The sequence below is a fragment of the Streptomyces iranensis genome (genome assembly GCF_017874715.1).
GTDB lineage: Bacteria > Actinomycetota > Actinomycetes > Streptomycetales > Streptomycetaceae > Streptomyces > Streptomyces iranensis.
In genome coordinates this window covers 43,844-69,678 of the sequence record NZ_JAGGLR010000025.1, presented here as the reverse complement: position 1 = coordinate 69,678, position 25,835 = coordinate 43,844, and the positions used below count along the sequence as shown (strand labels likewise).

Sequence of the window (25,835 nt, the reverse complement as noted above, 5' to 3'; positions counted from 1 at the left end):
ACGACACCTGCGGACGTGGCTCAGTTGGTAGAGCATCACCTTGCCAAGGTGAGGGTCGCGAGTTCGAATCTCGTCGTCCGCTCGGTGTGGGGGTTTCGACCCCCACGGCTGGTGGAGTGGCCGAGAGGCGAGGCAACGGCCTGCAAAGCCGTCTACACGGGTTCAAATCCCGTCTCCACCTCGGACGATTAGCTCAGCGGGAGAGCGCTTCCCTGACACGGAAGAGGTCACTGGTTCAATCCCAGTATCGTCCACTCGGATCCTCGCGGATCCACCCTGCGCGATTAGCTCAGCGGGAGAGCGCTTCCCTGACACGGAAGAGGTCACTGGTTCAATCCCAGTATCGCGTACGCAGTCCTGAGGACGATTAGCTCAGCGGGAGAGCGCTTCCCTGACACGGAAGAGGTCACTGGTTCAATCCCAGTATCGTCCACACCGATCGGCGGAGGGCCGGAGCGAAAGCTCCGGCCCTCTGACGTTTCTCCGGCCAGGAAGCTTCTCAGGACGAGAAGAGCATGTGCCCGAAGCCGCGCTTGTGGTGGCCGTGATGGCCGCCATGGTGCCCGTGCTGCGGGGCGCCCCACGCGGGTGCGGCCGGGTACGCCTGCGGGGCACCGGGCGGGGCGGGCGGCGCCGCTTGCGTCCACTGCGACTCAAGGCGGGTCAGCGCCTCCAGCTCCCCATAGTCCAGAAAGATCCCCCGGCAGCCGCTGCACTGCTCTATCTGCACGCCATTGCGGTTGTACGTGTGCATCGGCGCATGGCACTTGGGACACTGCATGGTCCGCTCAACTCCTCATGCTTCTGACAGAGCGCGCCGGAACATGCGTCCGGGCGCGTGGACTTCACCCTACGGCCTCAGCCGGCGGCTTCCATGAAGTGGGCGATGCGGACGGACGCCTCCACCATCGCCTCCTCGGCCTCGTCCAACGCCCGTCCGGCAGCAGCCGCCTTGGCGAGTGCGAGCGCGGCGGTCTGGACGGTGAGGGCGCGGGCGGGCACGTCCAGCCGCGGCCAGGGATCGCCCTCCCCCGCGGCGGAGCCGCCCGCGGCCCGGTACGCCCCGAGGAACCGCTCCCAGTCCTCGGCGGCGAGCAGCCCGGCGGCGTACCAGGCGGCGGGGCGGGCGAGGTCCCAGGCCGGGTCGCCGAGGCCGAGGTCGTCGATGTCGATCAGCCGCCAGTCGGTGGCGCGGTGGCGGATGAGCTGACCGAGGTGGAGGTCGCCGTGGCAGAGCCTGTTGTCTTCGCCGCCGAAGCCAACGCCGTCGCCCTCGCGTGGGTCCACGCGGTCGCCGTGTTCCCGGCCTTCAAGGCGGTCGGCGCGGTCCTGGCCTTCCACGCGGTCGGCGCGGTCCCGATGATCCGGGCGGCCCACGCGATCCAGCCGGTCCATACGGTCCACGCCACGATCCATACGGTCCACGCCCCGGGCCCAGCCGGGCAGTCCGGCCCAGGCCCGCAGCACGGCCCGGGTGGCCACGCTGTCGGGGAGCGCCGCCGCCCGTAGCCGGGCGATGGCGCGGGCCGCCTTGGCCGGACCGCGCATCGCCGGGAGCGGGCCGGGCAGTTCGGCGATCGGTACGGAGTGCAGCCGGGCCAGCAGCTTCCCCGCCTCGGCCCAGGGGGCGGCGTCCGGCGCGTCGGGTGCCACGGGTTCGCCGTACGGCCAGAGGGTGACCTGTCGCCCGTCGGGCAGCGCGGCCATGCCGTCGACCGGCGGCAGCAGTATCCCCGCGCACCGGGGATGGGCCGCGACGCCCAGCCGGACGGCCAGCTCGGCCGGGTCCGTGCCGGGCGGATGCGCCTTGGCGACGATATGGCCGCACCGGACGACGGTGCCGTCGGGCCGGTCGGCCAGGACGGTCACCTCGGCGGTGGCGTCGCGCCGGGCCCGGCGGAGGGCGGTGGCGAGCTGCGCCGCGGTTTGGCTCACGGCTCCCCCCATGTCATCGGCTGCCCCGGGATCGTAGCTCTTGCCGGGCGGGGTGCCGGGGCTCCGGGCCTCCTGGTGTCGGGCGATACACCCGCGCGCGGGCTCCACGTGCCCCGCCCTTAGATGGGTTACAAACTTTGAACTCTGTAACCCATGGCGGTACGTTTCGGCGCCATGGACACACAACACACGGGAACCGACGCGCCGGAGGATCCGCCGAGCAACTGGGGCCGGTGGGGCGAGGACGACGAGCGCGGCACGCTCAACCTCATCACCGGGGAGGCCCGGACCAGGGGCGCCGCGGAGGCCCGCACCGGGCGGACGGTGTCACTCGCGCTTCCGATCCGGCCGACGCCACTCATCAGCGGCCCCTTCGCGCCCTCCACCCAGGACGCCTCGCCGGTCCAGCAGATGATGGTGTACGTCGGCTCCCCGGCGCCCGCCACGGCGGATGTGATGCTGGTGACCAACCACCACCCGCGCTCGACGCACCTCGACGCACTGGGGCACACGATCCGCGACGGGCGGGTCTATCCGGGGCGGCCCGTGGACGAGGCCGTGACCCCGGCCGGCGCCCGGCACGGCTCCACGGCGGCGTACGCCGCCGGGATCGCCACCCGGGGAATCCTGCTCGACCTGGCGGCCGACGGCCCGCTGCCCAGTGGCCATGCGGTCACCTCGCGGGACTTCGAGGCGGCCGAGGAGCGCCAGGGCGTACGGCTGGAGTCCGGGGACGCCCTGGTGGTGCGCTGCGGATGGTCCATGACACCCGACCCCGACCGCCCGATGCCGGGGATGAGCCTGGACGCGGTGCGCTGGATGCACCGGCGCGGTGTGTCGCTCTACGCGGGCGACATCGGCGACGCGCACCCGGACCTGGACCCCGCCTGCCCCTTGCCGCTGCACCGGGTCGCCCTGCCGATGATGGGCCTGCCCCTGATCGACGCAGCCGAGGTGGACGAGCTCGCCGCCGTCTGCGCGGAGCTGGGCCGCTATGCTTTCCTGCTCACCGTGGCGCCGCCGCGTATCCACGGGCTGACCGGGGTGCCCGTCAACCCGCTCGCGGTCTTCTGACGAGCCACTAGGTGTACTGACCGGGCACGTTGATCAATCGTGAGAATGGCGGCTGGTTGTCGCACGCGGTGTGGGGGCGGTGGTGGTTGTACTGGTGGAGCCAACCGGCCAGTGCGTCGCGTCGTTCTTGCTCGCTGGTGTAGCAGCGGGCGTAGGCCCAGCCATCGGCCATGGTGCGGTGGAAGCGCTCGACCTTCCCGTTCGTCTGCGGGCGGTAAGGGCGCGTGAACTTCGAGGTGATCGAAAGCGCTTCGCAGTTGTCGCGCCACAGGTACGAGCGGTACGCGCCGCCGTTGTCCGACAGGACCCTCTCAATGGTGACGCCACGGTCAGCGAACCAGTCGACAGCCCGGTGCAGGAAGCCGACGGCGGTGACGGCTGTTTCGTCGTCGTGGACCTCGGTGTAGGCGACGCGGGAGTGGTCGTCGATGACGGTGTGCACGAATGCGTATCCGACCTTCGGGCCGCCGTAGGCGTTGCGTGACTTGCTCTGCGTCGCGGCGCGGTGCTTCTCGCCTTGGTGGCGGCCGACGTAGCGCCAGCCGCCACCGTCGGGGATGTTCCCGAGCTTCTTCACGTCCACGTGCACCAGTGATCCCGGTTGGTCGTGCTCATACCGGCGGACGGGCTCACCGGTCTCACGGTCGACGTAGGCGAGTCGGTTCAGGCGGGCCGATCGCAGGATTCGATGCACTGTCGACGGGGCGATATTGAGTCTCGCAGCGAGCTGGACCGGCCCTTCCCGCAGACGTAGTCGCAGGCTGACGCACCTCTTCGTCACGGTCTTGGGTGTCTTGGCCGGAGAGCTCCGCGGTCGTGAGGATCGGTCCTGCATGGACTCGCCTGCGAGGTAGCGATCGACCCAGCGCTTCACGGTCGGCCAGGACACCTGGAAGCGGGCCGCGACTTCGCTGACTGGCCAGCCGTCGTCAGCGACGAGTCGAGCGACTTTCAGCCGGTGGCGCGGGATGAGGGCCGCGTTCGAATGCGACATTTCTGAGCTCCTAGACAGGCTGAAAGGCCGGCCATGGTGTGTGGCCGGCCCTTCAGCTTGGAGATATGCGGGGAGGGATAGTGCAGGTCAGTCGACCGGGGAGACTCGGATGAGGTTGCCGTCAGGGTCCGTAATCACGAACGTGCGGCCGAAGACAGCATCATGCGGCTCCTGCACAACGTGGACCCCCTTCGAGGCCCACCTCGTGAAGATCTCGTCAATCGCCTCCGATGGCCCCGGCACCATGAGTCCGATCTCTGTCGTACGAGGGAGGCTCGGGACCGCGTGCTCGCTGTAGCCCGTCCACAGTGCGAACAGGACACCGAGGGCAGCTTCGAAGGCTACGTAGTGGGGACTGGTGAAGGTCGGTTCGATCTCGAACAGGTCGCTGTAGAAGCCGGTGGCGGCCTCGGCGTCGCGGACGCCGATCAGGAACAGGTTCGGTGCGGGCATGGAGTGCTCCTCAACTCGTTGATTACTCGGTCCAGCACCCAGCGGATCACCCAATCGCGACGGGACCTGTCACCTTTTCTGAGAACATGGGTAAGCATGAAGGCTTCAAGGCTCCTGCATCTCCTGCTGCTCCTGCAGACCCGTCAGCGGCTCACTACCACGGAGCTCGCCGCGCGTCTTGAGGTGTCCCGGCGGACTGTGCTGCGGGACGTCGAGGCGCTATCGACAGCGGGCGTGCCCGTCTATGCCGAACGTGGGCGGAACGGCGGGATCGTCCTGCTCCCCAGTGCACGGCTCAACGCATCCCATCTGGAACCACCAGAACTGGAGGCCCTATCCGTGGCCGGCTTGGACAGCGCACTACGTGAGCGAATGGGTCTAACTGCGGTGTGGGAGTCGGCCGAGCGCAAGATCGCCGCCCGCCAGGCTGCTGCACCTGAGTCGCCGAGCCCGCTGCGGCTGGCTGACCTGGTGCTTGTCGACAGCACCGCGTGGTTTGCTGCCCCCGAGGCAGCGGTCGAAGTATCGGCTCTGGCCTCGACCCTGCGACACCGGCGACGCCTTCGAATCCTGTACCGGCGCAGCGCCGAGAGCCAGGCCTCGACACGGGTGGTCGACCCGTACGGGATCGTGGCGAAATCAGGTCGCTGGTATCTCGTCGCCGATGACCAGGGTGACAGCCGGCTGCTCGCTCTGGAACGACTATCGGCCTTCGAACAGTTAGACGCACCAGCTGTGCTCCAACCAGGCGAAAGCCTCCGCACCATATGGGCCGTGTTGAAGAAACGCACCGAGGGGCAAGATCGCGTGAGCGTGACCATCCGCCTGCCGGAAAAGGGTCTCGACCTGGCGCGGCGCATCCTCGGCACCCGCATCCACCATGTCTCCGACGCGGGAAAAGGCTCGTGCGTCGTCGTCGTGCGCTACCCCGACATCGAGTCGGTGCGTCAGCTTCTTCAGTTCGGCGACCACATCGAGGTGCTCAACCCTGAGACGGCCCGCGCACGCATCAGTCAGCTCGCCAGGGACCTGGCTAACAGACACTCAACCCCCGCATCGTGATTGCCGATCAGGTCCCCTGTTCTCAATCAACGTGCCCGGTCAGTACAACTAGGAGGAACTGGAGTTGAGGGAGCAGTCGGTGCCCGCCGCCGGGGCCGGGAGCCGCGCGGTGCGGTTCGTACGGAACGGCGAGCCCTGATGCGTTCCGGCCCCCTCGACGCCGAGACCATCCTGACGGCCACCGAGGACGTGCTGCGCCGCCATGGACCGGCGAAGGCCACGGTGCTGGACGTGGCGCGGGCTCTGGGAGTCAGCCACGCCAGCGTCTACCGCCACTTCCCGTCCAAGGCGGCGCTGCGCGAAGCCGTCACCCGGCGCTGGCTGGGCCGGGCGCGCGACCCCCTCGCGGCGGTCGCGGCCGACACCCGGCAGGCCCCGCCCGAGCGGCTCCGCACCTGGTTCACCACGCTGTTCGCCGCCAAGCGGACCCTGCTGTCCGAGGACCCGGAGCTCTTCGCCACGTACCGGGTCCTGGCGGCCGAACACAGCAGCGCGGCCGCCGACCATGTGACCGACCTGGTCGAGCAGCTGCGCGTCATCATCGCCGACGGCGTCACCAGCGGCGACTTCACCTCCCCCGACCCCACCGCGACGGCGCGAACCGTCTTCGACGCCACCATGGCCTACCACCATCCGGCGCACGCCCCCGAATGGCGGTCCCCGGGGTCCGAGGCCGCCCTGCAGTCCATCTGCACCTTGCTCATCGACGGCCTGCGCCCCCGCTGATCAACCGTCTCCTCAGACCGGAGGGCTGGTCATAGGCGCTCGCGGGGATACAACATCACCCGTGAACGGCAAGGGTGCGGTCGCAGACCTGCCAGCCACCTCTTGATGAAACCTGCTGGGCTGATGGCGAACGCGCTGCCTCTCACAGGACGGAACGCCATGCCGATCACCATCACCGCTTCGGTCGACGGCCAACTCTCGCCCCATCGGGCCCCGCTGAAGGGGTGGCCGGCCGTGGTCTCGGTGATGCTGGGGATCTTCGCCACCGTCACCACCGAGATCCTGCCGATCGGTCTGCTGACCTCGATCGGATCCAGCTTCACCGTCTCGGACGGGATGGCCGGACTGATGATGGCCATGCCCGGCTTCCTGGCGGCTATCGCCGCTCCGCTGGTCACCGCGGCCACGGCACGCCTCGACCGCCGACTGATGCTGTGCGCTTTCATGCTCCTGCTGGCATTGGCGAACTTCCTTGCCGCCGCGGCGCCCGACTACTGGCCCGTACTGACCTCTCGGATCATGGTGGGGATCACCATCGGCGGCTTCTGGTCGATCGGGGCGGGTTGGCGGAACGACTGGTGCCGCCGGTCCCGGTCGGCAGGGCCACCGCTGTGATCTTCTCTGCCGTGCCGCTGGGATCCGTTCTCGGCGTACCAGCCGGCACCCTCATCGGAGATCTCGCCGGATGGCGAACGGCCTTCACCGTCATGGGAGCCCTGGCGGTCGGCGTACTGGTCATGCTGCTCCTGCTCGTGCCGCCGCTTCCGCCGATCCAGACCACACGGCTGGGCGTCCTCAATGGCATGCTCCGCAGCGCCAGCATCCGCTTCGCGCTCTTGCTGACGTTTCTTGTCGTGCTGGCTCACTTCGGCACGTACACCTACGTGACACCGTTCCTGGAACAGGCCACCCATGTCGGCGATGCTCTGATCACCACGTTCTTGCTGCTCTACGGTGCCGCCGGCATCCTCGGCAACTTCCTGGGCGGCGCCTGGGTGGCCCGGTATCCCCGGACCGTCCTCGGGCTCGCGGGCGGCCTGATCGCCGCGGTGACCCTCCTGCTTCCAGCGTTGGGCCGCTGGGAGGCCGGCGCGGTGGTACTGCTGATCGTGTGGGGCATCGCGTACGGCGCCGTGCCGGTCGCGTCGCAGACCTGCTTCGCCAAGGCGGCACCGCATGCCCCGGAAGCGGCATCGGTCCTGTTCACCGCCTCCTTTCAGGCCACGATCTCTATGGGTGCGCTCGTAGGGGGAGTCGTCCTGGACCGCAGCTCTCCGTCCGCGGTCATGGTGCTGGGCGGATGCACCGCGGTGCTCATGATCCTTACGCTGGGTGCGCTTCGCCGAACGCCTCACTGATCCGGGCACCCGGTACGACCGCGGGAAGGGGCCCCGGCGGCGGCCCGAATGGGCCCAGAAAAGCGCGATGCCCGGACAGCTCCCGCCCTGTTCGGGCCCCTCGCCCGGCACGTGCACCACACCCGCGGCGCCACCACGGCGACCATTCTCGGCCACACGGTCCACCTGATCGGCGCCGCCGACACCCGCGCCGAAGGCCGGCTGCGAGGCTTGACGGCGCAGCTCGCGTACGTCGACGAGGCAACCCTCGTACCAGAGGAGTTCTGGACGCAGCTACTCGCGAGGCTCAGCGTCCCGGGCGCGCGCCTGTTCGCCACGACGAACCCGGACTCGCCGCGGCACTGGCTCAAGGTCGGATACCTCGGCCGCGCCGCCGAGCTGAATCTCAGGTCGTGGCACTTCCGCCTGTCCGACAACCCAAGCCTGTCGCCCGAGTACGTCGCCGACCTCGCCGCCGAGTACGTCGGATTGTGGCGGAAACGGATGATCGAGGGTGCATGGGTCGTCGCCGAGGGCGCCATCTACGACACGTGGGACGAGGGCGCGCACGTCGTCGACGCCCTGCCCGACATGCGCCGGTACTGGCTCGGTGTCGACTACGGCACGACGAACCCCTTTGTCGCGCTGCTGCTCGGCGAAGGCGTCGACGACCGCCTGTACGCCTGTGGCGAGTGGCGGCACGAGGCGCGCGCCACGCACCAGAGCATGACCGACGCCCAGTACAGTGCCGCTGTCCGCAAGTGGCTCGGCCATTGGCGGCACCCGGATGCCGACCCGGACGCGCCCGCGGGCGTGGCGCCCGAGTGGACGTTCATCGACCCGAGCGCCGCGTCGTTCAGTACGCAGATGTGGGCCGACGGGCACCCGGGCCTCGCCCGCGCCACCAATGACGTAGCCGACGGCATCCGCAGCGTGTCGAGCCTGCTCGCCGCCGGCCGCCTGCTCGTGCACCGGTCCTGCGAGGGACTGCTCACCGAGCTACCCGGTTACAGCTGGGACCCCAAGGCGACCGACCGCGGCGAAGACGCCCCGCTCAAGGTCGACGACCACTCAGCCGACGCCCTGCGCTACGTCGTCCACTCGACGGCGCACGAGTGGCGGCACCTGCTCACCAGTACAAACGAGACTTCGGTACCTTGATCGTTTTCCCGGCTCGCCACCTCTTCAAGATCAGCGAGTAGTGCGTCAACCCATATACAGCTGCGGGGACAATGAAGACGGCCAAGGCGCTCAGAGAGAGCGTCACGGACGTCCTGATGCCCGAGGAATAGAGCGCCGCGCCCGCACTAAAGATGATCAAGACTAGAACATTCACGCGCCTCCTTACGCGGGCGTGGCGCACGTAACTCTCCGCCCGTGCCTGACCTTGCGCCTCCCTCGCCTCTTCTTCGTCCAAGAGGCGCCGCTGACGTGCTTCCCAGCGTCGTTGCAGATCTGCTGACTCCTGGCTCACAGGAGCAGTAGACGTCTCGAACCGGATGTCGCCGTGCACGGCCCCCGCTTGCACGACGTTCCCCCATCCGTGCCCGCTCAAATCATTCCGAACATCCCGCTGTTGACCCATGCGACGGAAGATTACGCCGGGGCCTCAAAAGATCACCAATGGGAGGTCACATGTCCTTGCCACATAACGGCGCAGCGTGGCCCCCACCGCAGTGGGCCCCCTACTACGCCAAGATGCGCATCGATGATGCGTGGTACAGCGGCGACCGGCACCGCCTCGCCCGCATCTACGGCCACCACCCCGAGGCCCGCGAGCGCCGCAAGCTGTGGGGACGCCGCTCGACCGAGCACCGCACACGCAAGCGCGAGCAGCGCCTACATGTGCCCCTGCCCGGCGATGTCGACCGCACGTCGGCCGACTTGCTGTTCGCCGACATACCGGCGATCCGCGTCGACGACACCCCGACACAGGAACGCCTCGAGCAGCTGCTCGACGAAGGCAGCGTTCAAGAGACCCTGCTCGGCGCCGCGGAGCAGGCCGCCGCCCTGTCCGGTTGCTTCCTGCGCGTGACGTGGGACCGCGACCTAGTGCCGCGCCCCCCTGCTCACCGTCATGCAGCCCGACGCCGCGATCCCCGAGTTTCGGTTCGGCATGCTGTGCGCCGTCAGCTTCTGGCGCGAGCTCGACAGCTCAACGGATCACACCGTATGGCGGCACATCGAGCGGCACGAACCGGGCCGCGTCGTGCACGCGCTGTACGAGGGCACGCCCGACAATATCGGCCGCCGCGTGCCCCCGAGCACCCCGACACCGCCGACCTCGCCGCACAGGTCGCCCCGGGCGACGACGGCGAGCCGAGCGTCACGACCGGGATCACGCAGCTCACGGCCGCCTACGTGCCCAACATGCTGCCCAACATGCTGCACCGCTCGAGCCCCATCGGCCGAAGCGACTTCGCGGGCGTACACGACCTGTTCGACGCCCTCGACGAGACATGGACGTCATGGATGCGCGATATCCGCCTCGCCCGCGCACGGCTGATCGTGCCCGATGGCTACCTTCGCAGCGAAGGCCCGGGCAACGGCGCATCGTTCGATGATGACCGCGAGCTCTGGCACGGCCTGAAGATGCCGCCCAACGAGGGCAGCGGCATCACACTTGCGCAGTTCGAGATCCGCGTCGAGGAGCACCAGCGCACCGCCGAGAGCGTCGTACGACAGGCCGTGCAGACAGCCGGGTACGACGCGCAGGCGTTCGGCCTCGACGGCGACGGGCAGCCCGTCACCGCGACCGAGGTCGACGCCCGCACCGCGCGCAGCATGGTCACCCGGAAGAAGAAGGCCGGGTACTGGCGACGCGCCGTCGCCGACATGCTGCATGTCCTGTTGCTGGTCGACGCTGCCCAGTTCAACAGCCCCATCACGCCCGACCGGCCGCGCGTCGAGTTCGGGGATGGAGTGGCGGAGTCCGAGCAGCAGAAGGCGACGACGCTCGAGCTACTGAGCAGGGGGGCGCCGAATCGACCGCAACCAAGGTCAAGGCCCTGCATCCGGAATGGGACGACACCGCTGTAAAGGCCGAGGTCGACCTCATCCTCGCCGAGACCGGAGCAGCCGCGCCCGATCTTGTCGGGACGTTCCCGTTCAGCTCGGCTGCCTAGGAGTCCAGCACTTCCCTTCGGGCTCCCACCGGTAGTGGGTGAACTCTCCGTCGACGCCGCCCCATCCCTCCCAACCACCCCGCCCGTAGTTGATCAGGAAGGACCCCAGCTCCGGGTGTGGCGGGTCGGCATTGCAGAGGTCAGATAGCTGCTGTAAAGCCTCTGCGGGCACGTCAGGCGTGAACGAGACCCGCCACCCTCGCTCTGTCCGGAGTTCGATTTCGGTCTCAAGGCTGCCTGCTTGGAGATTTTGGCGTCGCAAGAAGCGGCGCACGGCGGAACGTGTGCCGTCGTCGATAGTGCCAGCCAACCGATTACCGAAATGCTGAGTGACGGCTTGAAGGAACGTCGTCGCTGCAATCACCACGCCCGCCTGCGCGATTACGTGAGTGAGGCTGTGGGCAAGCCAGGGCCCATCCTCGGGATCTACGCGGAGCTGGAGCTCGCTCCATTCCTCGTTGTCTTCTGGCTGGTCCGTCACTGGAACCCCTCCCACCCCTCCGAGCATGGCACTGCTCGTGTCACGCAATCTTAGATTCGGGGTGTCTGATGGCAATTCACCCCGGCATGGTTGAACCCCTCACCGAGCGCACCCGCGATCTGTACGCCGCGGCCGAGCTGCACCTGGCGGGCATCATCGCTCGGCTACTCGCCGACGGCCTCGACGCTCCGGGGTGGGCCGAGCGCAAGCTCACCGCCGTGACTGCCCTGCGCCGTAGCGCACAGGGCGTCGACGAGCTCGGCAAGGCCGTACGCCTCGACGTGTTCGACGCGATCGCCGAGGCGTACAACACCGGGCACCGCGCCGCGGTCGCCGAGCTCGGCGCACTGCCCGACCGCGCCCGGCAGCTGGTCGACGAAATCACCCCGAACGCGCAGGCCGTTGACCACCTCGCACAGGAGACCGTCGACGTAGTGACCTCGACTCACCGCTCGATACTGCGCACGATCGTCGACAAGTTCCGGGCGATCGTCGCGGAGGTCACCACCGACGGCGCCCTCGCTCTGCTCGTGCAGCGCCACGACCAGAGCGACGAGACGCAGAAGGGACACGCCCGACGCCTCAACGCCCACGACGCGCGCCTCGACACCCTCGAGCGCGCACGCTGGCCACTCCCGTCCGTGGCCGCGCTGGTCGCCCTGTGCGGCCTGCTGCTGTCCCTACGGCAGCTCACCAGCCGATGACACGACAACGCCCCCGTACGGCCGCTCAAGGCCGCGCGGGGGCGCCTTTGTCGTCCCTGGCGCACTAATTGCCCTGCAGCGCTCCACACCCGTCGCGCACTCTGGGTACCGTCTGAGATATACGCCTGACGGATGGAGCACGGATGCCTCGCCGCCCGCTTGAACCCCGCTGGCGCCACACCGCAAAGGGGGCGCACTGATGTTGGAAGAAGCCGAGGAGATCGGCCGTCGCGCACGGCGCGCACGGCTCCGTCTCGGGATGCCCCAGGCCGACCTCGCCGCCGCCCTGGGGAAGTCTCAGGGGTGGGTGTCGAAGATGGAACGCGGCCTCATCGAACTTGATCGGGTCGGCCTGCTCAACCTGCTCGCCGCCGAACTGCACGTGCACCCGAACGACCTGATCGGCCGTCCGTACAACAGCTCACCCGACGAGAATCAGTGGCAGATCGCCGCGTCATCAGTCCTGCGGGAACTGCGCCGGTACGACCTCACCCCCATTTTCGACGGCATCCCGCGGCCGGCTGGTCAGCTTTGGCAGGAGACCACCCGACTGCACCGCCTACGCGACGCAGCTGCGAACGTGGCGATCATGCAGGTGCTTCCCGACCTGTTCCGGGAGGCTCGCGCCCTCGCCGAGGTATCGACCGACCATGAGCGCGAGGAAGCTTTCGCGATCTACGCCGTGTGCTGCAAGTTCGCGCACACCGCCGCACACGCCCTCGGCCACCCCGAATTGGTCGCGATGGCCTGTGAACGAGCCGCATGGTCGGCCCGGCTATCCGGCGACTCCGTCATGCCAGCCGTGGCCGACTGGATGCGGGTGTGGGACATGTGGGCAACCGCAGATTGGGCGGACGCCGTCGTCCTCTCGGACAAGGCGCTTCGAAGCGTGCAGCAGGGATACGACCAGGGCGAACCGCTGGCCATCCGCGCATGGGGCTCGCTGCAACTGCGCGCGGCAGTCTCAGCAGCACGGGGCGGACACCGGGCAGAGGCCGAAGACCGCATCGCGCACGCCAGGGACGCCGCAGATCGGTTGGGCGAACACTCCGGTCCCCCGGTGTACGACCGGCATTCGCTCACGTTCTCGCCGGGCAACGTCCAGATCCACGCCATCAGCGTTGCGCTTGAGATGCGCGAGCAGCGAAGGGCACTGGCCATAAACCGCAAGACCAGTTCGGAACTTGTCGCCGGGCTCCCCAACTCCCGCCAGGGACATCACCACATGGACCTTGCCCGCGCGTGGCTTTGGGATGGAAACCGGGACAAGGCGTTGAAGGAACTGGAGAAGGCCGAACACATCGCGCCCCAGCTCATCCGCAACCACCCCATTGCGCGGTCAACCCTGCGTAGCCTCGTCTACGCCGAACGAGCGACCACCCGTGAGAAGCTGCGCCGCATGTCAGACCGCTTTCACCTCGATGGATGAGGGCGATATTCCTGCGGTTCATATTCGGCCGCCGCCCTCCTCCTAGCTTCGGGGCATGGCCGAACAGACTTCGAAGCAACTCCCTGCACAGCGCGCCGAGTTACGCGCAGGCACCCCGTTTCGCCCCCGGCTCGGCGACCTCGCCTCAGACCTCGCGGAGAACGGGCGGATCGGCGTCGTAGTCCGTGTACCGGGCGCAAGCTCGGCGTCCTACCACCTGCGCCCGCCGGGAGGCGGCCGGGAATGGTCGGCCCCGTCCAGCGGTGACACCTTGCGCCCCGTGCCCGTGCCGGTCACCCACGTCAGTCCCCTGAAACGGGACGTCATCTACGACCACCGGGCGCAGCAGGCCGCCCTACCGGTCATGGTCCACCACGAAGACGGCGGCATGTCCGAGTCAGTCCTGATTCTGACGCCCAGGCAGGTCGAGCTGTACCGAATCCAGCTCGACCACATCATCGAGCAGCGGCACCAGGCCCGCGAGGGTAACCGGTGAGCACAGCTGTGCGGACGCTCGCTCCGCCCGCCTCGGCACATACCCCCGCATCGCTTCCCCTCACCTTCCACTGTGCAGCGACCGCCCATGACCTAAGCGGCACTCGCGAGGTCCTACCCACCCACCCCGGCGAGGGCGGGCCGGCGCCGCCGGAAACCGGCGAGGCACGCCGCCCGTTGACCGCCGACCCCGCGTTTTTACCGGTTCCCCCGCGGCGCGGGGGCGGTGCACCACCCCAGGCGACTGCAGGGCCAGGGTCGCACCCGTCTACTCATGGAGGCACTCACGTGAGCACACCTACCGTGATCGGTATCCAATCCGTTGAGCTGGAGATCACCGGAACCTGCCAACTCCGGTGTACCCACTGCTGCACCGACAGCAGCCCGCAGGCACCCTCCGGGCGCATGACCCGCGACGACTGGTCGCACGTCATCGCGGACGTGGCTGAGCTGGGCATCCCCTTGGTCCAGTTCATCGGCGGCGAGCCGACCCTCTCGCCGCACCTGCCGCAGTTCATCGACGAAGCCCTCGATGCTGGCCTCGAAGTCGAGGTGTATTCGAACCTCACTCACGTACGGCCGTCGCTGTGGGACTCGTTCAGTCGTAAGGGCGTCTGCCTCGCCACGTCCTACTACAGCGACGACCGAGCCCAGCAAGAGGAGATCACCCGCACGCGCGGAAGCCTCGACCGCACCAGGGCGAACATCGTCGAAGCGGTCCGCCGCGGTATCCCCATGCGCGCCGGCATCGTCGAAGTAATCGAGGGGCAGCGCGTCGAGCAGGCCAAAGCGGAGCTGCACCGGTTCGGCATCAAAGAAATCCAGGTCGACCGCATGCGCAAGGTCGGCCGCGCGACCGAGCAGGACACGAGCATGCCGAACGCCGCTGAGCTGTGCGGGCACTGCTTCCGGCATCGCGTGTCCGTCTCCCCCGACGGGGCCGTGTCCGGCTGCATCCTCAGCCGCTTCATGGTCTCCGGCAACGTCCGCGAACAGCGTCTCGCCGAGATCCTGCACAGCGGCCGATGGGGCGAGATGATTGCAGCCGTGCCCGAGCCGCGCGCCGGCGCCTGTACCCCGGACGATTCGAACGACTGCGACCCCGCCCGTACGCCCGCCTGCAACCCCAAGCACTTCGCGCCCGCCCCGCCGCCCTCCCTTGGAGTCCACGCGTGAACTGGTCCACCCGCGCCGTCGCTCTGGCTGGCGCCGCAACACACCGGCACTCCCGATGGGCACCGGCCGTCGCCGCCACGCCACGGCACCTGTTCATCCCCCGATGGTGGAAGCGCGGTTCGGACGGCTGGGAACTGCACGACGGCCCCTCAGACCCGAATCGCTGGCTTGACGCGGCGTACCGCGACACCTCGCTCGTGACCCGTGTCGGTCCCTTACACGCCGACTACGCCACGGCGGCCGACCGGCCGCACGGTCGGCCGACGTCCTCGGCCACCCTGCCGAGCCTGGTCGTGGGCATGTTCCAGCACGCCCGCATCAATGACGGCGACCGGCTGCTCGACGTGGGCACGGGCAGCGGGTACGGGGTCGCCCTCGCTGCCCGCCGACTGAGCGACGAGCAGGTGACGAGCGTCGATGTCGACCTCTACCTGACCGAGATCGCCCGCAAGCGGATGAGCGAGGCTGGGGTCGCTCCCACGCTCGACACGATCGACGCGACCGGGGACCTGCCGTACGAGCCCGCGAGCTTTGACCGGATCGTCGCGACTGTATCCGTACGCACGATTCCCGAAAGCTGGCTCCGGGTGCTCCGCCCCGGCGGTCGGCTGGTGACCACGATCGCCGGTACCTCCCTTCTCGTCACGGCCGAGAAGGACACGGACGGGGGCGCGACCGGGCGCGTCGAGTGGGACCGCGCGGGGTTCATGCACGCGCGCCACGGTGACGACTACCCGCCCGGTGTGGCCGTTCGCCTCGCCAAGGCCGCGGAGCTGGACGGAGACGATGTCACCCGCGCTCCGTACCCCGTCGTCGATGTCACGAACGCGTGGGACCTCGCTTCCATGCTCGACGTCGAGGCGCCCGGTATCGAGCACGAGTACCGGGAGGACGGCGAGCAGCGTGTCGCGCTCATGGCACACGCCGACGGATCGTGGGCCCGGGCGACGGCGACCGGGAACGAGCGGCCCACCGTGCACCAGGGCGGCCCCCGCCGGCTGTGGGACGCCCTCGATAAGGTCCGCGACTACTGGCTCAGCAACGGCGAGCTACCGGTGCGAGGGGCCCGGGTGGACATCATGCCCGACGGTCGTACGTTCCTCGGCCGCGGAAAGTGGTCTGCCGAACTGAGCTGATCCCGGCGGAGGCCGTAGCCCCGGTGCCGCGTCGCGTGAAGCCGCGTAAGGGGTCCTTACAGCGGCGGCCCGAATGAGGCCCAAAAGGCGCGATGCCCGGACAGCTCCCCAGCTGTCCGGGCATTCGTGCCGTCCGCCGCACCCCCGTCCCCACGGGGTTAATGGCCGGAAGTCCCCGGTCCGGGCCGCTCTCCCGGACCCGGGGCGCTCAGCGCCCCAGCATTCCCGCCACGGACGACGCTTGTGTGACGACGGCATCCCAGCCGCCGAAGGTGATGGTCAGGAGGATGGCCATCGGCAGCACCATCGCCGCCGCGACCAGAGGATGGCGGGTGCCGGTCTGCGGGCCGCCGAACGCGTCCACCACCGCGCTCACGGACCTGCGACGTGTTCCGATGACCGTGCGTCCAGCCGTGTCCGCCATCGTCCCTCCTCCGTCACATCTGGGGGCGGCGAGCGTCTGACCTCGGGGGACGAGTGCTGCGCCCGCCGCTTGACGACAACATTAGGCGCGCGGCCCGGTCCTCGGCGTCATGCCTTCGTACCGATTGCCGGGCCTCCCGGAGGATGACCCCGGGAGGCGTTGACTACTCCCCTGGGTGGAGATGCGGCCTCACGCCTTGGGGTCTTCCCGGAGGGGACCGCGGAAGGGATCCTTCCGGGGGCCCTCCGGAGCCCGCGGAGTGTGCCCCTCCGAGCCCCTGCGGGCTCTACTCACCCTCGCCCTCCTCGCTCCGCGGCACCGGCTGCTCGACCAGGGCCAGGACCCGGTTGGCCATGAAGCGGGCAGTCCGCACCACCGACCCATTACGGGTGACTTCGCTCACTTCCACCACCCCCCGCCGGACCGCCGTCTCGACCCTCCGCCCCGCCCTGGTGGCCACCACTTCATATGTCCGCGTCGTGTCCCCCGCGTCCACGACTATCTCCACACGATCACCCTTCACGGTCTCAATCCCCCTTCTGAGACGGCCTTTTGAGATCACGCAGCAGCGGGCCCGAGCGCGGATTGCCACGATTCCGGCCCACTTCTCCAGGATCCCAGGCACCACTGACAATCCATGGGCCGACGCATGCGCGGCCTCTCAGCGCGAGGGGCCGTCAATCCGTAAGCTGTGCACGTCAGACGGACGGCAACGGAACCACAGCGGCGAACCGGCGGCAGTTCGACGGCAAACGGCAAGCAGACGGCAGCGGATGGGGCTCCCCACCAGGGGTTAGGGCCTGTCCGGAGTTGTGATCTGGATCAGGGAGCGGGGCGTGGTGCGTGCGATCGCAAGGCGCCGGAAGGCCCTCGTAGCGGAGCTACTAGGGCATTTCGGCAACGCCGCGAGCGTGCGTGCCACGCCCCGCGAGCCCAGATCACGACTCCAGACAGGCCCTAGGGGCCTCCCCACCGGAGGTAGGGGACGGACATGGCGATGATGCGGCTCCGGCGCGAGGACCCGCGTGTCGTCGGCTCCTTCCGCCTCCACCGGCGGCTCGGCGCGGGCGGCATGGGGGTGGTCTACCTCGGCTCCGACCGGCGCGGGCAGCGGGTCGCCCTGAAGGTGATCCGGCCGGACCTCGCAGAGGACCGGGAGTTCCGGTCCCGGTTCGCCCGGGAGGTCTCCGCCGCGCGGCGGATCCGGGGCGGCTGCACGGCCCGGCTGGTCGCCGCCGACCTGGAGGCCGACCGCCCCTGGTTCGCCACCCAGTACGTACCGGGCCCGTCCCTCCACGACAAGGTGAACGAGGAGGGCCCGCTGCCCGCCGCCCAGGTCGCGTCGATCGGGTCGGCGCTGGCGGAGGGGCTGTTGGCGGTCCATGAGGCGGGGGTCGTCCACCGCGATCTCAAGCCCTCCAACATCCTGCTCTCGCCCAAGGGCCCGCGCATCATCGACTTCGGCATCGCCTGGGCGACCGGGGCCAGCACCCTCACCCACGTGGGCACGGCGGTCGGCTCGCCCGGCTTTCTCGCGCCCGAGCAGGTGCGGGGCGCGGCGGTGACCCCGGCGACCGACGTCTTCGCGCTGGGCGCCACGCTCGCGTACGCCTCGACGGCGGACTCGCCGTTCGGGCACGGCAGTTCCGAGGTGATGCTGTACCGGGTGGTCCATGAGGAGCCGCAGCTGCTGGGCGTCCCCGACGCCCTGGCGCCGCTGCTCCACGCCTGCCTGGCCAAGGATCCGGAGGACCGGCCGAGCACCCTGCAACTGTCGCTGCGGCTGAAGGAGATCGCCGCGCGCGAGGCGCACGGCCACGGCTCCGGCTCCGGTGCCGGTGCCGGTGCCGGTGCCGGTGCCGGTGCCGGGGGCTACGGCGGCGGGCAGGGCCGTCCCCCGGCGCGGCGCCCCGAGGCGTATGCCGACCAGCACACGGAGCGGCGCTCCGGCGGTACGCCCGCGCCGCGGAGCGGGCCCCCGTCGCAGCGGCCGGGGGCCAGTACGGGCGGGGGTTCGGGACGGCCCTCGGGGCGGAACACGCCCGCGCGCCCGGCGCAGCGCCGGGGTGGCCCGAGGCCACCCGCGCGTACGGGGCGCCCGGCCCAGACCGTGCGCACCTCGCCGAACGGACGCCGCCCCAGCGGGCCCAACCGCCGGCTGCTGCGGCAGCGGCTGACCGTGTTCGTCGTGGTGACGCTGCTGGTGGCGCTGGGGATCGCGGCGGCGCAGGGCTGTCAGGGTCCGGCGAACGGCCTGGGCTCGCCGCCGAAGCCGACGGGGGCGGTCTCGTCGGCGGCGCCGGGCTCGGTGGCGGACTCTGGGGCGGACTCGGTGGCGGGCTCTGGGGCGGGCTCGGTGGCGGCCGAACCTGACGGTCGCTAGGGCGCGTCGGACGGATCGTGACGCCTGTGGCGGGCTCCTTTCCCCTCCCCGCCCCTTCCCGAAACTGGGGCTCCGCCCCAGACCCCGGGGTCCCAGGGGCGAAGTCCGGTCAGAGCCCGGGTCTGCCCGAGGTGACCGCGTAGAAGGCGACCGCCGCCGCCGCGCCCACGTTGAGGGAGTCCACGCCGTGGGCCATGGGGATCCGGACCCACTCGTCCGCGGCCATCAGCGCCTGGGTGGAGAGCCCGTCGCCCTCCGCGCCCAGCATCAGCGCGACCCGCTCCAGGCGGTGCGGGGCCGCGTCGTCGATGGTGGTGGCCTTCTCGTCGGGGGTCAGTGCGAGGATCTTGAAGCCCGCCTCCCGGACCGCCTCCAGTCCGCGCGGCCAGCTCTCCAGGCGGGCGTACGGCACCGAGAAGACGGCGCCCATGGAGACCTTGACCGAGCGCCGGTAGAGGGGGTCGGCGCAGTCCGGGGAGAGGAGCACGGCGTCCATGCCGAGGGCCGCCGCGCTGCGGAAGATGGCGCCGGTGTTGGTGTGGTCGTTGACGGACTCCATGATGGCGACGCGCCGCGCGTCCGCCAGGATCGTCTCCGCGTCCGGCAGCGGCTTGCGCTGCATGGAGGCGAGGGCGCCGCGGTGGACGTGGTAGCCCGTCACGCGTTCGGCCAGTTCGGGACTGACGGCGTAGACGGGGGCGGGGACGTCCTCGATCACGTCCCGCATCACATCGACCCATTTGGACGACAGCAGCATCGAGCGCATCTCGTAACCGGCGACCCGGGCGCGCCGGATCACCTTCTCGCCCTCGGCGATGAACAGGCCCTCGGCCGGCTCCCGCTTGCGTCGTAGCTCCACATCGGTCAGACCCGTGTAGTCGCTCAGCCGCGGGTCGTCCGGATCATCGACGGTGATGAGATCAGCCACTTAAGTGATACTGCCTTGTCCTGGATGCGGTGCCAATGAGCCCGACGTGAATAAGTTACCGGCGGTTACGTCCCGATGACGTCACCGGTGGTCACGGGACGAGAGGGCGACGACCTCACCGATCACCACGACCGCCGGGGGCCGTACGCCCTCGGCGGCGACCTTCTCCCCGACGGTGGCGAGGGTCGCGTCCACCCGGCGCTGGACCGGGGTGGTGCCCTCCTGGACCACGGCGACGGGGGTGTCGGCGGCGCGGCCGTGGGCGACGAGGGCCGCGGCGATGGCGCCGATCTTCTCGACGGCCATGAGCAGCACCAGCGTGCCGCGCAGCCGCGCCAGCGCCGCCCAGTCCACCAGGGAGCTGGGGTCGTCGGGCGCGACATGGCCGCTGACCACCGTGAACTCATGCGCGACGCCCCGGTGGGTCACCGGGATCCCGGCCGCGCCCGGGACGCTGATGGAGCTGGAGATGCCGGGCACGACGGTGCACGGGATCCCGGCCTCGGCGAGCGCCTCCGCCTCCTCCATGCCGCGCCCGAAGACGAAGGGGTCGCCGCCCTTGAGGCGGACCACCGACTTGCCCGCCCTGGCGTGCTCGATCAGCGCGTTGTTGATCGCTTCCTGGGCCATGAAGCGGCCGTACGGGATCTTCGCCGCGTCGATCACCTCGACATGCGGCGGCAGTTCATCGAGCAGATCGCGCGGGCCGAGGCGGTCGGCCACCACCACGTCCGCCTCGGCGAGCAGGCGGCGGCCGCGCACGGTGATCAGGTCCGGATCGCCGGGGCCGCCGCCCACCAGCGCCACACGGGGGCCGCGGGAGCGGTGGCGGGGCGCGGCGAGGGTGCCGTCGCGCAGCCCCTCCACCACGGCGTCCCGTACGGCGGCGGAACGGCGCGGGTCCTGTCCGGTGAGGACGGCGATGGTGACGCCCTCGCTGCGCCCGGTGGCCGGGGTCCAGGCGGAGGCGGCCGCGGCGTCGTCGCTGCGCACGCACCAGATGCGGCGCGCCTCGGCCTCGGCGGACGCGGCGGCGTTGGCCTCCGGGTCGTCGGTGGTGATCAGGACGTACCAGGCGCCCTCGAAGTCGCCCTCCTGGTAGCGGCGGCGCTCCCAGCGCACCTCCCCCGCCTCGGCCATGGCCTCGACGGAGGCCGTGGCGGACGGCGAGATCAGCAGGATGTCCGCACCGGCCGCTATCAGCGCGGGCAGCCGGCGCTGGGCGACCTGACCCGCCCCGAGGACGACGACACGCCGCCCGGAAAGGCGCAGCCCGACCGGGTATGCGAAGTTTTCGGACATGGCGGTGCGGCTCTCCTCGTGCGAAGCAACGGCCGCTGCGGCGCTGGAGCGGCTGATCGTCTGTGGGGCGGGGCCCCCGCCGATACCCTACGCGGCGGGGGCACGCATCAGTTCTTCTCCGTGACCCCTGCGGAGTCGAACGTGGCCACCTCGTGCATCGCCCGTGCGGCGCTCTGCACCACCGGGAGGGCGAGCAGCGCCCCGGTGCCCTCACCGAGCCGCAGATCCAGGTCGACCAGCGGCCGCAGGCCCAGCTTGTTCAGGGCCGCCACATGGCCCGGCTCGGCGCTGCGGTGGCCCGCGATGCAGGCCGCCAGCACCTCGGGCGCGATGGCGCGGGCGACCAGCGCGGCGGCGCCCGCGCTCACCCCGTCCAGGATCACGGGCGTACGCAGCGAGGCGCCGCCCAGCAGCAGCCCGGCGATCGCGGCGTGCTCCAGGCCGCCGATCGCCGACAGGACTCCGATGGGGTCGGCCGGATCGGGCTGGTGCAGCTCAAGCCCGCGCCGTACGACATCGATCTTGCGCGCGTGCATCTCGTCGTTGATGCCCGTGCCGCGCCCGGTCACCTCGGCCGGGTCGGCGCCGGTGTAGATGGAGACCAGGGCGGCCGACACGGTGGTGTTGGCGATCCCCATCTCCCCGGTGAGCAGCGCCTTGTTCCCGGCGGCCACCAGGTCGCGGGCGGTCTCGATGCCCACCTCGATGGCGCGCAGCACCTCCTCGCGGGTGAGCGCGGGGCCGACGGTGAAGTCCCCGGTGCCCGCCCGCACCTTGCGCGGCAGCAGCCCGGGGGTGCTGGGCAGATCGCTCGCCACGCCGACGTCCACGACGCACACCTCGGCGCCCACCTGACCGGCGAAGGCGTTGCAGACCGCGCCGCCGCCCAGGAAGTTGGCCACCATCTGGCTGGTGACCTCCTGCGGCCAGGCGGTGACGCCCTGTGCGTGCACCCCGTGGTCGCCCGCGAAGATCGCGACGGCCGCGGGCTCCGGGATCGGCGGCGGGCACTGCCGGGACAGCCCGCTCAGCTGGGCGGAGATGATCTCCAGCATGCCGAGCGCGCCGGACGGCTTGGTCATCCGCTTCTGCCGCTCCCACGCCTCGCCGAGCGCCTTGGCGTCCAGCGGGCGGATGCCGCGCAGGGTCTCCTGGAGCAGATTGTGCGGGTCCCCGCCGGGCAGGGTGCGGCGGCCGTACGACTCCTCGTGGACCACCCAGGACAGCGGGCGGCGCTTGGACCACCCGGCCTTCATCAGCTCCGGCTCCTCCGGGAACTCGTCGACGTACCCGACGCACAGATACGCCACGACCTCCAGATGCTCGGGCAGCCCGAGTTCCCGCACCATCTCGCGCTCGTCGAAGAAGCTGACCCAGCCGACGCCGAGGCCCTCGGCGCGGGCGGCGAGCCACAGGTTCTCCACCGCGAGCGCGGAGGAGTACGGCGCCATCTGCGGCTGGGTGTGCCGGCCGAGGGTGTGGCGGCCGCCACGGGTGGGGTCGGCGGTCACGACGATGTTGACCGGGGTCTCGAGGATGGCCTCGATCTTCAGTTCCTTGAACTGCTTGGCCCGGCCCTTGGGGAGCGACTTGGCGTACGCGTCCCGCTGGCGCACGGCCAGCTCGTGCATGGCCCGCCGGGTCTCCTCCGAGCGGATCACGACGAAGTCCCACGGCTGGGAGTGCCCCACGCTGGGCGCGGTGTGCGCGGCTTCGAGGACGCGCAGCAGGACTTCGTGCGGGATGGGGTCGGGCCGGAAGCCGTTACGGATGTCCCGGCGCTCGCGCATCACGCGGTGCACGGCGGCGCGCTCGGCGTCGTCGTACCCCTCGGCGCGGGGGCCGATGGGGATGGGGACCGCCTCGGGCTCGAATTCCGGCTCCGGCTCGGTTTCCGGCTCCGGCTCGGTTTCCGACTCCGGCTCGGTTTCCGACTCCGGCTCGGTTTCCGACTCGGGCTCGGTTTCCGACTCGGGCTCCGGCTCCGCCGCTGGTTCGAGGGCCGCCTCGGGGTTGGCGTCCTCGGGGGCCGTCCCGGGTTCCGATTCCGGCTCGGGCTCCGGCTCGGGGGCGACGGCCTCGGCGTCGGTGGCTTCGGAGGCGGTGGTCTCGGAGGCGTCGGCTTCGGCGGCGGCCTCGGGCTCCGTGGCTTCGGGCTCCGTGGCTTCGGGTTCGGCGGCTTCCGCGTCCGTGGTCTCCGGTTCGGCGGGCTCGGCCTCGGGCTCGGTCTCGGCCTCGGTGGGTTCCATCGCGCCGGCCTCGGGCTCGATGGCTTCCGGGGCGTCGGATTCCGGGGTACCGGCCTCCGGCTCCGTGGCGTCCTGCTCCGTGGCCTGGGTTTCGGGCTCGGTGTGCTCGGGCTCGGTGGCCGCGCCTTCGGGGGCCGTATCGGGGGCCGCCGCCTCGGGCTCGGCGGGCTGGGCCTCCGTCCCTGCTTCAGCCTCCGCCGTGGACTCGGTGGCCTCCGTATCGGCCTCCGGCACCGCCTCGGCCGCCGCTTCCGCCTCCGGCCCGGCGGGCGCCGCCCCGGCCTCGGCGGTCTCGGGCGCCTCCGCCTCGGGCGCTTCACTCGCGGCGGCCTCGGCGTCCGGGGTGTCTACCGCTTCGGCCCCGGGAGCCTGCTCCTCCGGTGACGGCTCCTCAGCCACGGCCTCGGCCGCCGCCTCCGGGAGCTCCGACTCGGCGGCGGGCTCGGGCTCCGGCACGGCCGCCGTCTGCTCAAGCGCCTCGGCCGCCGTCTGCTCCTCGGCGGGCTCCTCCGGCGTCACGGCCTCGGCCTCAGCATCGGCCTCCGGTACGGCCTCAGCCTGCGGCTCGGCGGGCGCCTCTTGCTGGGACACCTCGTCGGCGGACTCCTCGGGCTGAAGCGTCTCGTCGGCCACTATCGAGTGACCCGGGTCCACGGCGGGCTGCTCCACCGTTTCGGCGGGCTGCTCCGGGAGTTGCTGAGCGACCTCCTGGGCGGGGGGCTCGGCGGCGGGAGCGGGCGGCACCTCGATCGCGATCGGCTCATGGGCCAGCTGCGCCGGAATCTCCGGTGCGGCCTCCGTGACCGGAGCCGGGACGGGCTGGGCCTCGGGCAATTCGGTGACCGGCTCGGTCTGGACCTGGGCCGGGATGTCGACGACCTGCTCCTCGGCCACGGCGGCCTGCGGGGCGGGCTCCACGACGGGCGCCCCGGCCTGGGCCGGGATGGTCGCACCCGTCTGGTGCGGATCTACGGCAGCCGGGTCCACGACCACCGGGTCCACATACCCCTGGTCCACATACCCCTGGTCCATCACGACCGGCTGCGCCTCCGGCGCCACCGCCTCGGGCCGGGCGAACTGCTCGGGAGCGGGCTCCGCTTCGGGCACCTCCGTGACCTGCGGCTCCTCGGCCGGAACCCCCGACTCCACGGGAACTCCCTGCCGCGCCGGCGGTGTGGAGTCCCACGCGTCCCCCGGCGGCGGGGCGTCGACGAGCTGCGAGAGGTCCGCGAGCTGGGGCCCGGGGAGCCGACCCGGGTCTTCGGGCTGCGGGGTGAAGTACTGCGGCCCGGCGGCGTACTGGGGCGCGGTGGAGTAGTCCGCCACCGGCGGCTGCTCGGGCATGACGGGCTGCTGCTCGGGCATGACCGGCTGCTGCTCGGGGACGACGAACAGCTCAGGCCCGGCGAACGGCTGCTCAGCCATGACGAACTGCTCGGGCCCGGCGAACGGCTGCTCGGTCATCCCGCCCTGCTCGGGCGCCGGGACACCCTGCTGCGCCCCCGCCCCGTACTCCGGCTGCTGCTCGGGCAGCAGCTCGGGCTGGGACGCGACCTGGTGCGGCACCTGCGGCTGCTGCTCGGGCGCGAGCTGCGGGTCCGGGACCTCCGGGACGGCCTGCTGCTCGGGCGAGACCTGATGCTCCTGCGGCTGGGGCTCCGGCTGGCGTACGGGCGCGGCGTGCCGACCCGCCGCCGGACCCCGGTCGGCGAGCGAACGCACCACGCCGTTGGAGGTGTCGGGTACCGGCGGGCCCATGTGGAGCGGCCGCCGGGCGGGGGCGGTGGGCGCCGCGTAAGCGGCCGGGGCGGGGGCCTGCTGCGGTAGGGACTGGTCCGCCACGGGCAGTGGCTCGACCATCTGGGCCTCGGCGTACGCGGCGGGGTCGAGCACGCCCGCCTCGTACGCCCCGGTCTGGTACTGGGCCTGCTGCTCGCTCCAGGCACCCTGGGCGCCCGGCATCAGCAGCAGGTCGTCCTCCTCGCCCACGTGTTCGGAGCCGTCGGGGAAGGTGTAGGCGGCGCCGGGAGGGACACCGGGCTGCGGCTGTTCGATGTAACCGGCGTCGGCGGGCGGGGCATGGACATCCGCCGGGTGCGGGTGTCCGAGTCGTCCGCCTGCGTTCTCCGGCAGTCCCTCGCCCGGGACCTGGCCGGTGTCGGTCATGCGTACCCCTCGCCCATCGCTAGTGCTCCTTCCAACCGCCTACCGCCGAGAGCAAGCCCCCTGAGCAAGAACGAGCATGCGCCGTGCGCGGCACGTAGACACGCCCGAGGCTTGCCTACCGCGGCCCCACCAAGGGAGGGGCACATTCCGGCCTTTGGCCAATAAAGCACCGAACGCCGGGCAGCGGTATAGGCAGTACAACGATCCGCCAGCCTACCCCGGGCGATGCCCGGAGCAGGTCACCGGGGCGAAGCTC

Annotated in this window: 21 protein-coding genes, 5 tRNA genes and 1 pseudogene; 17 read left to right on the top strand and 10 right to left on the bottom strand. The window is 70.7% G+C overall.

Going from position 1 to position 25,835, the window contains the following annotated elements; all coding sequences use genetic code 11:
* Positions 1-9 precede the first annotated feature (9 nt).
* The 5 genes from J2Z30_RS37245 (at position 10) to J2Z30_RS37225 (ending at position 433) form a co-directional block, all read left to right on the top strand.
* Positions 10-82 (top strand) — tRNA-Gly (locus J2Z30_RS37245).
* A 28-nt stretch (positions 83-110) separates the two neighbouring features.
* A tRNA-Cys gene (locus tag J2Z30_RS37240) sits at positions 111-181 on the top strand.
* Between the two features lies 1 nt (position 182).
* Positions 183-254, top strand: a tRNA-Val gene (locus J2Z30_RS37235).
* 24 nt (positions 255-278) lie between these two features.
* A tRNA-Val gene (locus J2Z30_RS37230) sits at positions 279-350 on the top strand.
* 11 nt (positions 351-361) lie between these two features.
* A tRNA-Val gene (locus J2Z30_RS37225) sits at positions 362-433 on the top strand.
* 66 nt (positions 434-499) lie between these two features.
* On the opposite strand, the gene J2Z30_RS37220 is transcribed toward J2Z30_RS37225, so the two are convergent.
* Positions 500-781, bottom strand: a complete 282-nt coding sequence (locus J2Z30_RS37220; protein WP_044568604.1) for a TFIIB-type zinc ribbon-containing protein — start codon at positions 779-781, stop codon at positions 500-502.
* A gap of 77 nt (positions 782-858) precedes the next feature.
* Complete coding sequence (locus J2Z30_RS37215) at positions 859-1,935, bottom strand: phosphotransferase family protein (protein WP_052701278.1); 1,077 nt, start codon at positions 1,933-1,935, stop codon at positions 859-861.
* A 174-nt stretch (positions 1,936-2,109) separates the two neighbouring features.
* On the opposite strand from J2Z30_RS37215, the gene J2Z30_RS37210 reads away from it, so the two are divergent.
* Positions 2,110-3,009: a cyclase family protein gene (locus J2Z30_RS37210; RefSeq protein ID WP_044581141.1), complete on the top strand. Its 900-nt coding sequence runs from the start codon at positions 2,110-2,112 to the stop codon at positions 3,007-3,009.
* Between the two features lie 7 nt (positions 3,010-3,016).
* On the opposite strand, the gene J2Z30_RS37205 is transcribed toward J2Z30_RS37210, so the two are convergent.
* On the bottom strand, positions 3,017-4,003 hold the full coding sequence (locus J2Z30_RS37205; RefSeq protein WP_044568606.1) for an IS481 family transposase: 987 nt from the start codon (positions 4,001-4,003) through the stop codon (positions 3,017-3,019).
* Between the two features lie 87 nt (positions 4,004-4,090).
* The gene (locus J2Z30_RS37200; RefSeq protein WP_044568607.1) at positions 4,091-4,456 is read right to left on the bottom strand and encodes a VOC family protein; all 366 of its coding nucleotides are present in this window, start codon (positions 4,454-4,456) and stop codon (positions 4,091-4,093) included.
* 96 nt (positions 4,457-4,552) lie between these two features.
* Here J2Z30_RS37200 and J2Z30_RS37195 point away from each other — a divergent pair, with 96 nt between their 5' ends.
* The 5 genes and pseudogenes from J2Z30_RS37195 (at position 4,553) to J2Z30_RS50205 (ending at position 10,620) form a co-directional block, all read left to right on the top strand.
* Positions 4,553-5,518 carry a helix-turn-helix transcriptional regulator gene (locus J2Z30_RS37195; protein ID WP_044568608.1) on the top strand — a complete coding sequence of 322 codons (966 nt, stop codon included), beginning with the start codon at positions 4,553-4,555 and terminating at the stop codon, positions 5,516-5,518.
* Positions 5,519-5,656: 138 nt separating this feature from the next.
* Positions 5,657-6,244, top strand: coding sequence for a TetR/AcrR family transcriptional regulator (locus J2Z30_RS37190; RefSeq protein WP_044568609.1), 588 nt, complete (start codon positions 5,657-5,659; stop codon positions 6,242-6,244).
* A gap of 105 nt (positions 6,245-6,349) precedes the next feature.
* Positions 6,350-7,602: pseudogene (locus tag J2Z30_RS37185) on the top strand (MFS transporter).
* A gap of 111 nt (positions 7,603-7,713) precedes the next feature.
* Positions 7,714-8,742: a PBSX family phage terminase large subunit gene (locus tag J2Z30_RS37180; protein ID WP_308280218.1), complete on the top strand. Its 1,029-nt coding sequence runs from the start codon at positions 7,714-7,716 to the stop codon at positions 8,740-8,742.
* A gap of 537 nt (positions 8,743-9,279) precedes the next feature.
* Positions 9,280-10,620, top strand: coding sequence for a phage capsid protein (locus tag J2Z30_RS50205; RefSeq protein WP_245388874.1), 1,341 nt, complete (start codon positions 9,280-9,282; stop codon positions 10,618-10,620).
* A 69-nt stretch (positions 10,621-10,689) separates the two neighbouring features.
* Here the strand turns inward: J2Z30_RS50205 and J2Z30_RS37170 are convergent, their stop codons facing one another.
* Entirely contained in the window at positions 10,690-11,187 is a 498-nt protein-coding gene (locus J2Z30_RS37170) for a hypothetical protein (protein WP_044568610.1), read from the bottom strand.
* A gap of 86 nt (positions 11,188-11,273) precedes the next feature.
* Here J2Z30_RS37170 and J2Z30_RS37165 point away from each other — a divergent pair, with 86 nt between their 5' ends.
* From J2Z30_RS37165 to J2Z30_RS37145, 5 genes are all read left to right on the top strand, one after another.
* Positions 11,274-11,891 carry a phage minor capsid protein gene (locus J2Z30_RS37165; protein WP_107073258.1) on the top strand — a complete coding sequence of 206 codons (618 nt, stop codon included), beginning with the start codon at positions 11,274-11,276 and terminating at the stop codon, positions 11,889-11,891.
* A gap of 199 nt (positions 11,892-12,090) precedes the next feature.
* Positions 12,091-13,320: a helix-turn-helix domain-containing protein gene (locus J2Z30_RS37160; protein WP_044568611.1), complete on the top strand. Its 1,230-nt coding sequence runs from the start codon at positions 12,091-12,093 to the stop codon at positions 13,318-13,320.
* Between the two features lie 55 nt (positions 13,321-13,375).
* Entirely contained in the window at positions 13,376-13,816 is a 441-nt protein-coding gene (locus tag J2Z30_RS37155) for a hypothetical protein (RefSeq protein ID WP_209469002.1), read from the top strand.
* 287 nt (positions 13,817-14,103) lie between these two features.
* Positions 14,104-14,991, top strand: a complete 888-nt coding sequence (locus J2Z30_RS37150; RefSeq protein ID WP_308280217.1) for a radical SAM/SPASM domain-containing protein — start codon at positions 14,104-14,106, stop codon at positions 14,989-14,991.
* Positions 14,988-16,127: a methyltransferase domain-containing protein gene (locus J2Z30_RS37145; protein WP_209469001.1), complete on the top strand. Its 1,140-nt coding sequence runs from the start codon at positions 14,988-14,990 to the stop codon at positions 16,125-16,127. The genes J2Z30_RS37150 and J2Z30_RS37145 overlap by 4 nt, the downstream gene beginning before the upstream one ends.
* A gap of 208 nt (positions 16,128-16,335) precedes the next feature.
* On the opposite strand, the gene J2Z30_RS37140 is transcribed toward J2Z30_RS37145, so the two are convergent.
* Positions 16,336-16,551 (bottom strand): hypothetical protein, encoded by a 216-nt coding sequence (locus J2Z30_RS37140; RefSeq protein WP_044568618.1) that lies wholly within the window; start codon positions 16,549-16,551, stop codon positions 16,336-16,338.
* Positions 16,552-16,837: 286 nt separating this feature from the next.
* Positions 16,838-17,074, bottom strand: coding sequence for a DUF8836 family protein (locus J2Z30_RS37135; protein WP_037951761.1), 237 nt, complete (start codon positions 17,072-17,074; stop codon positions 16,838-16,840).
* Positions 17,075-17,542: 468 nt separating this feature from the next.
* Here J2Z30_RS37135 and J2Z30_RS37130 point away from each other — a divergent pair, with 468 nt between their 5' ends.
* Positions 17,543-18,934 carry a serine/threonine-protein kinase gene (locus J2Z30_RS37130; protein ID WP_044568620.1) on the top strand — a complete coding sequence of 464 codons (1,392 nt, stop codon included), beginning with the start codon at positions 17,543-17,545 and terminating at the stop codon, positions 18,932-18,934.
* Between the two features lie 109 nt (positions 18,935-19,043).
* Here J2Z30_RS37130 and J2Z30_RS37125 read toward each other — a convergent pair whose 3' ends face one another.
* The 3 genes from J2Z30_RS37125 to cobT form a co-directional block, all read right to left on the bottom strand.
* Complete coding sequence (locus tag J2Z30_RS37125; protein WP_044568621.1) at positions 19,044-19,862, bottom strand: TrmH family RNA methyltransferase; 819 nt, start codon at positions 19,860-19,862, stop codon at positions 19,044-19,046.
* Positions 19,863-19,943: 81 nt separating this feature from the next.
* Complete coding sequence (gene cobA / locus J2Z30_RS37120; RefSeq protein ID WP_044568622.1) at positions 19,944-21,164, bottom strand: uroporphyrinogen-III C-methyltransferase; 1,221 nt, start codon at positions 21,162-21,164, stop codon at positions 19,944-19,946.
* A 107-nt stretch (positions 21,165-21,271) separates the two neighbouring features.
* Entirely contained in the window at positions 21,272-25,579 is a 4,308-nt protein-coding gene (gene cobT / locus J2Z30_RS37115; protein WP_044568623.1) for a nicotinate-nucleotide--dimethylbenzimidazole phosphoribosyltransferase, read from the bottom strand.
* Between the last annotated feature and the right edge of the window lie 256 nt (positions 25,580-25,835).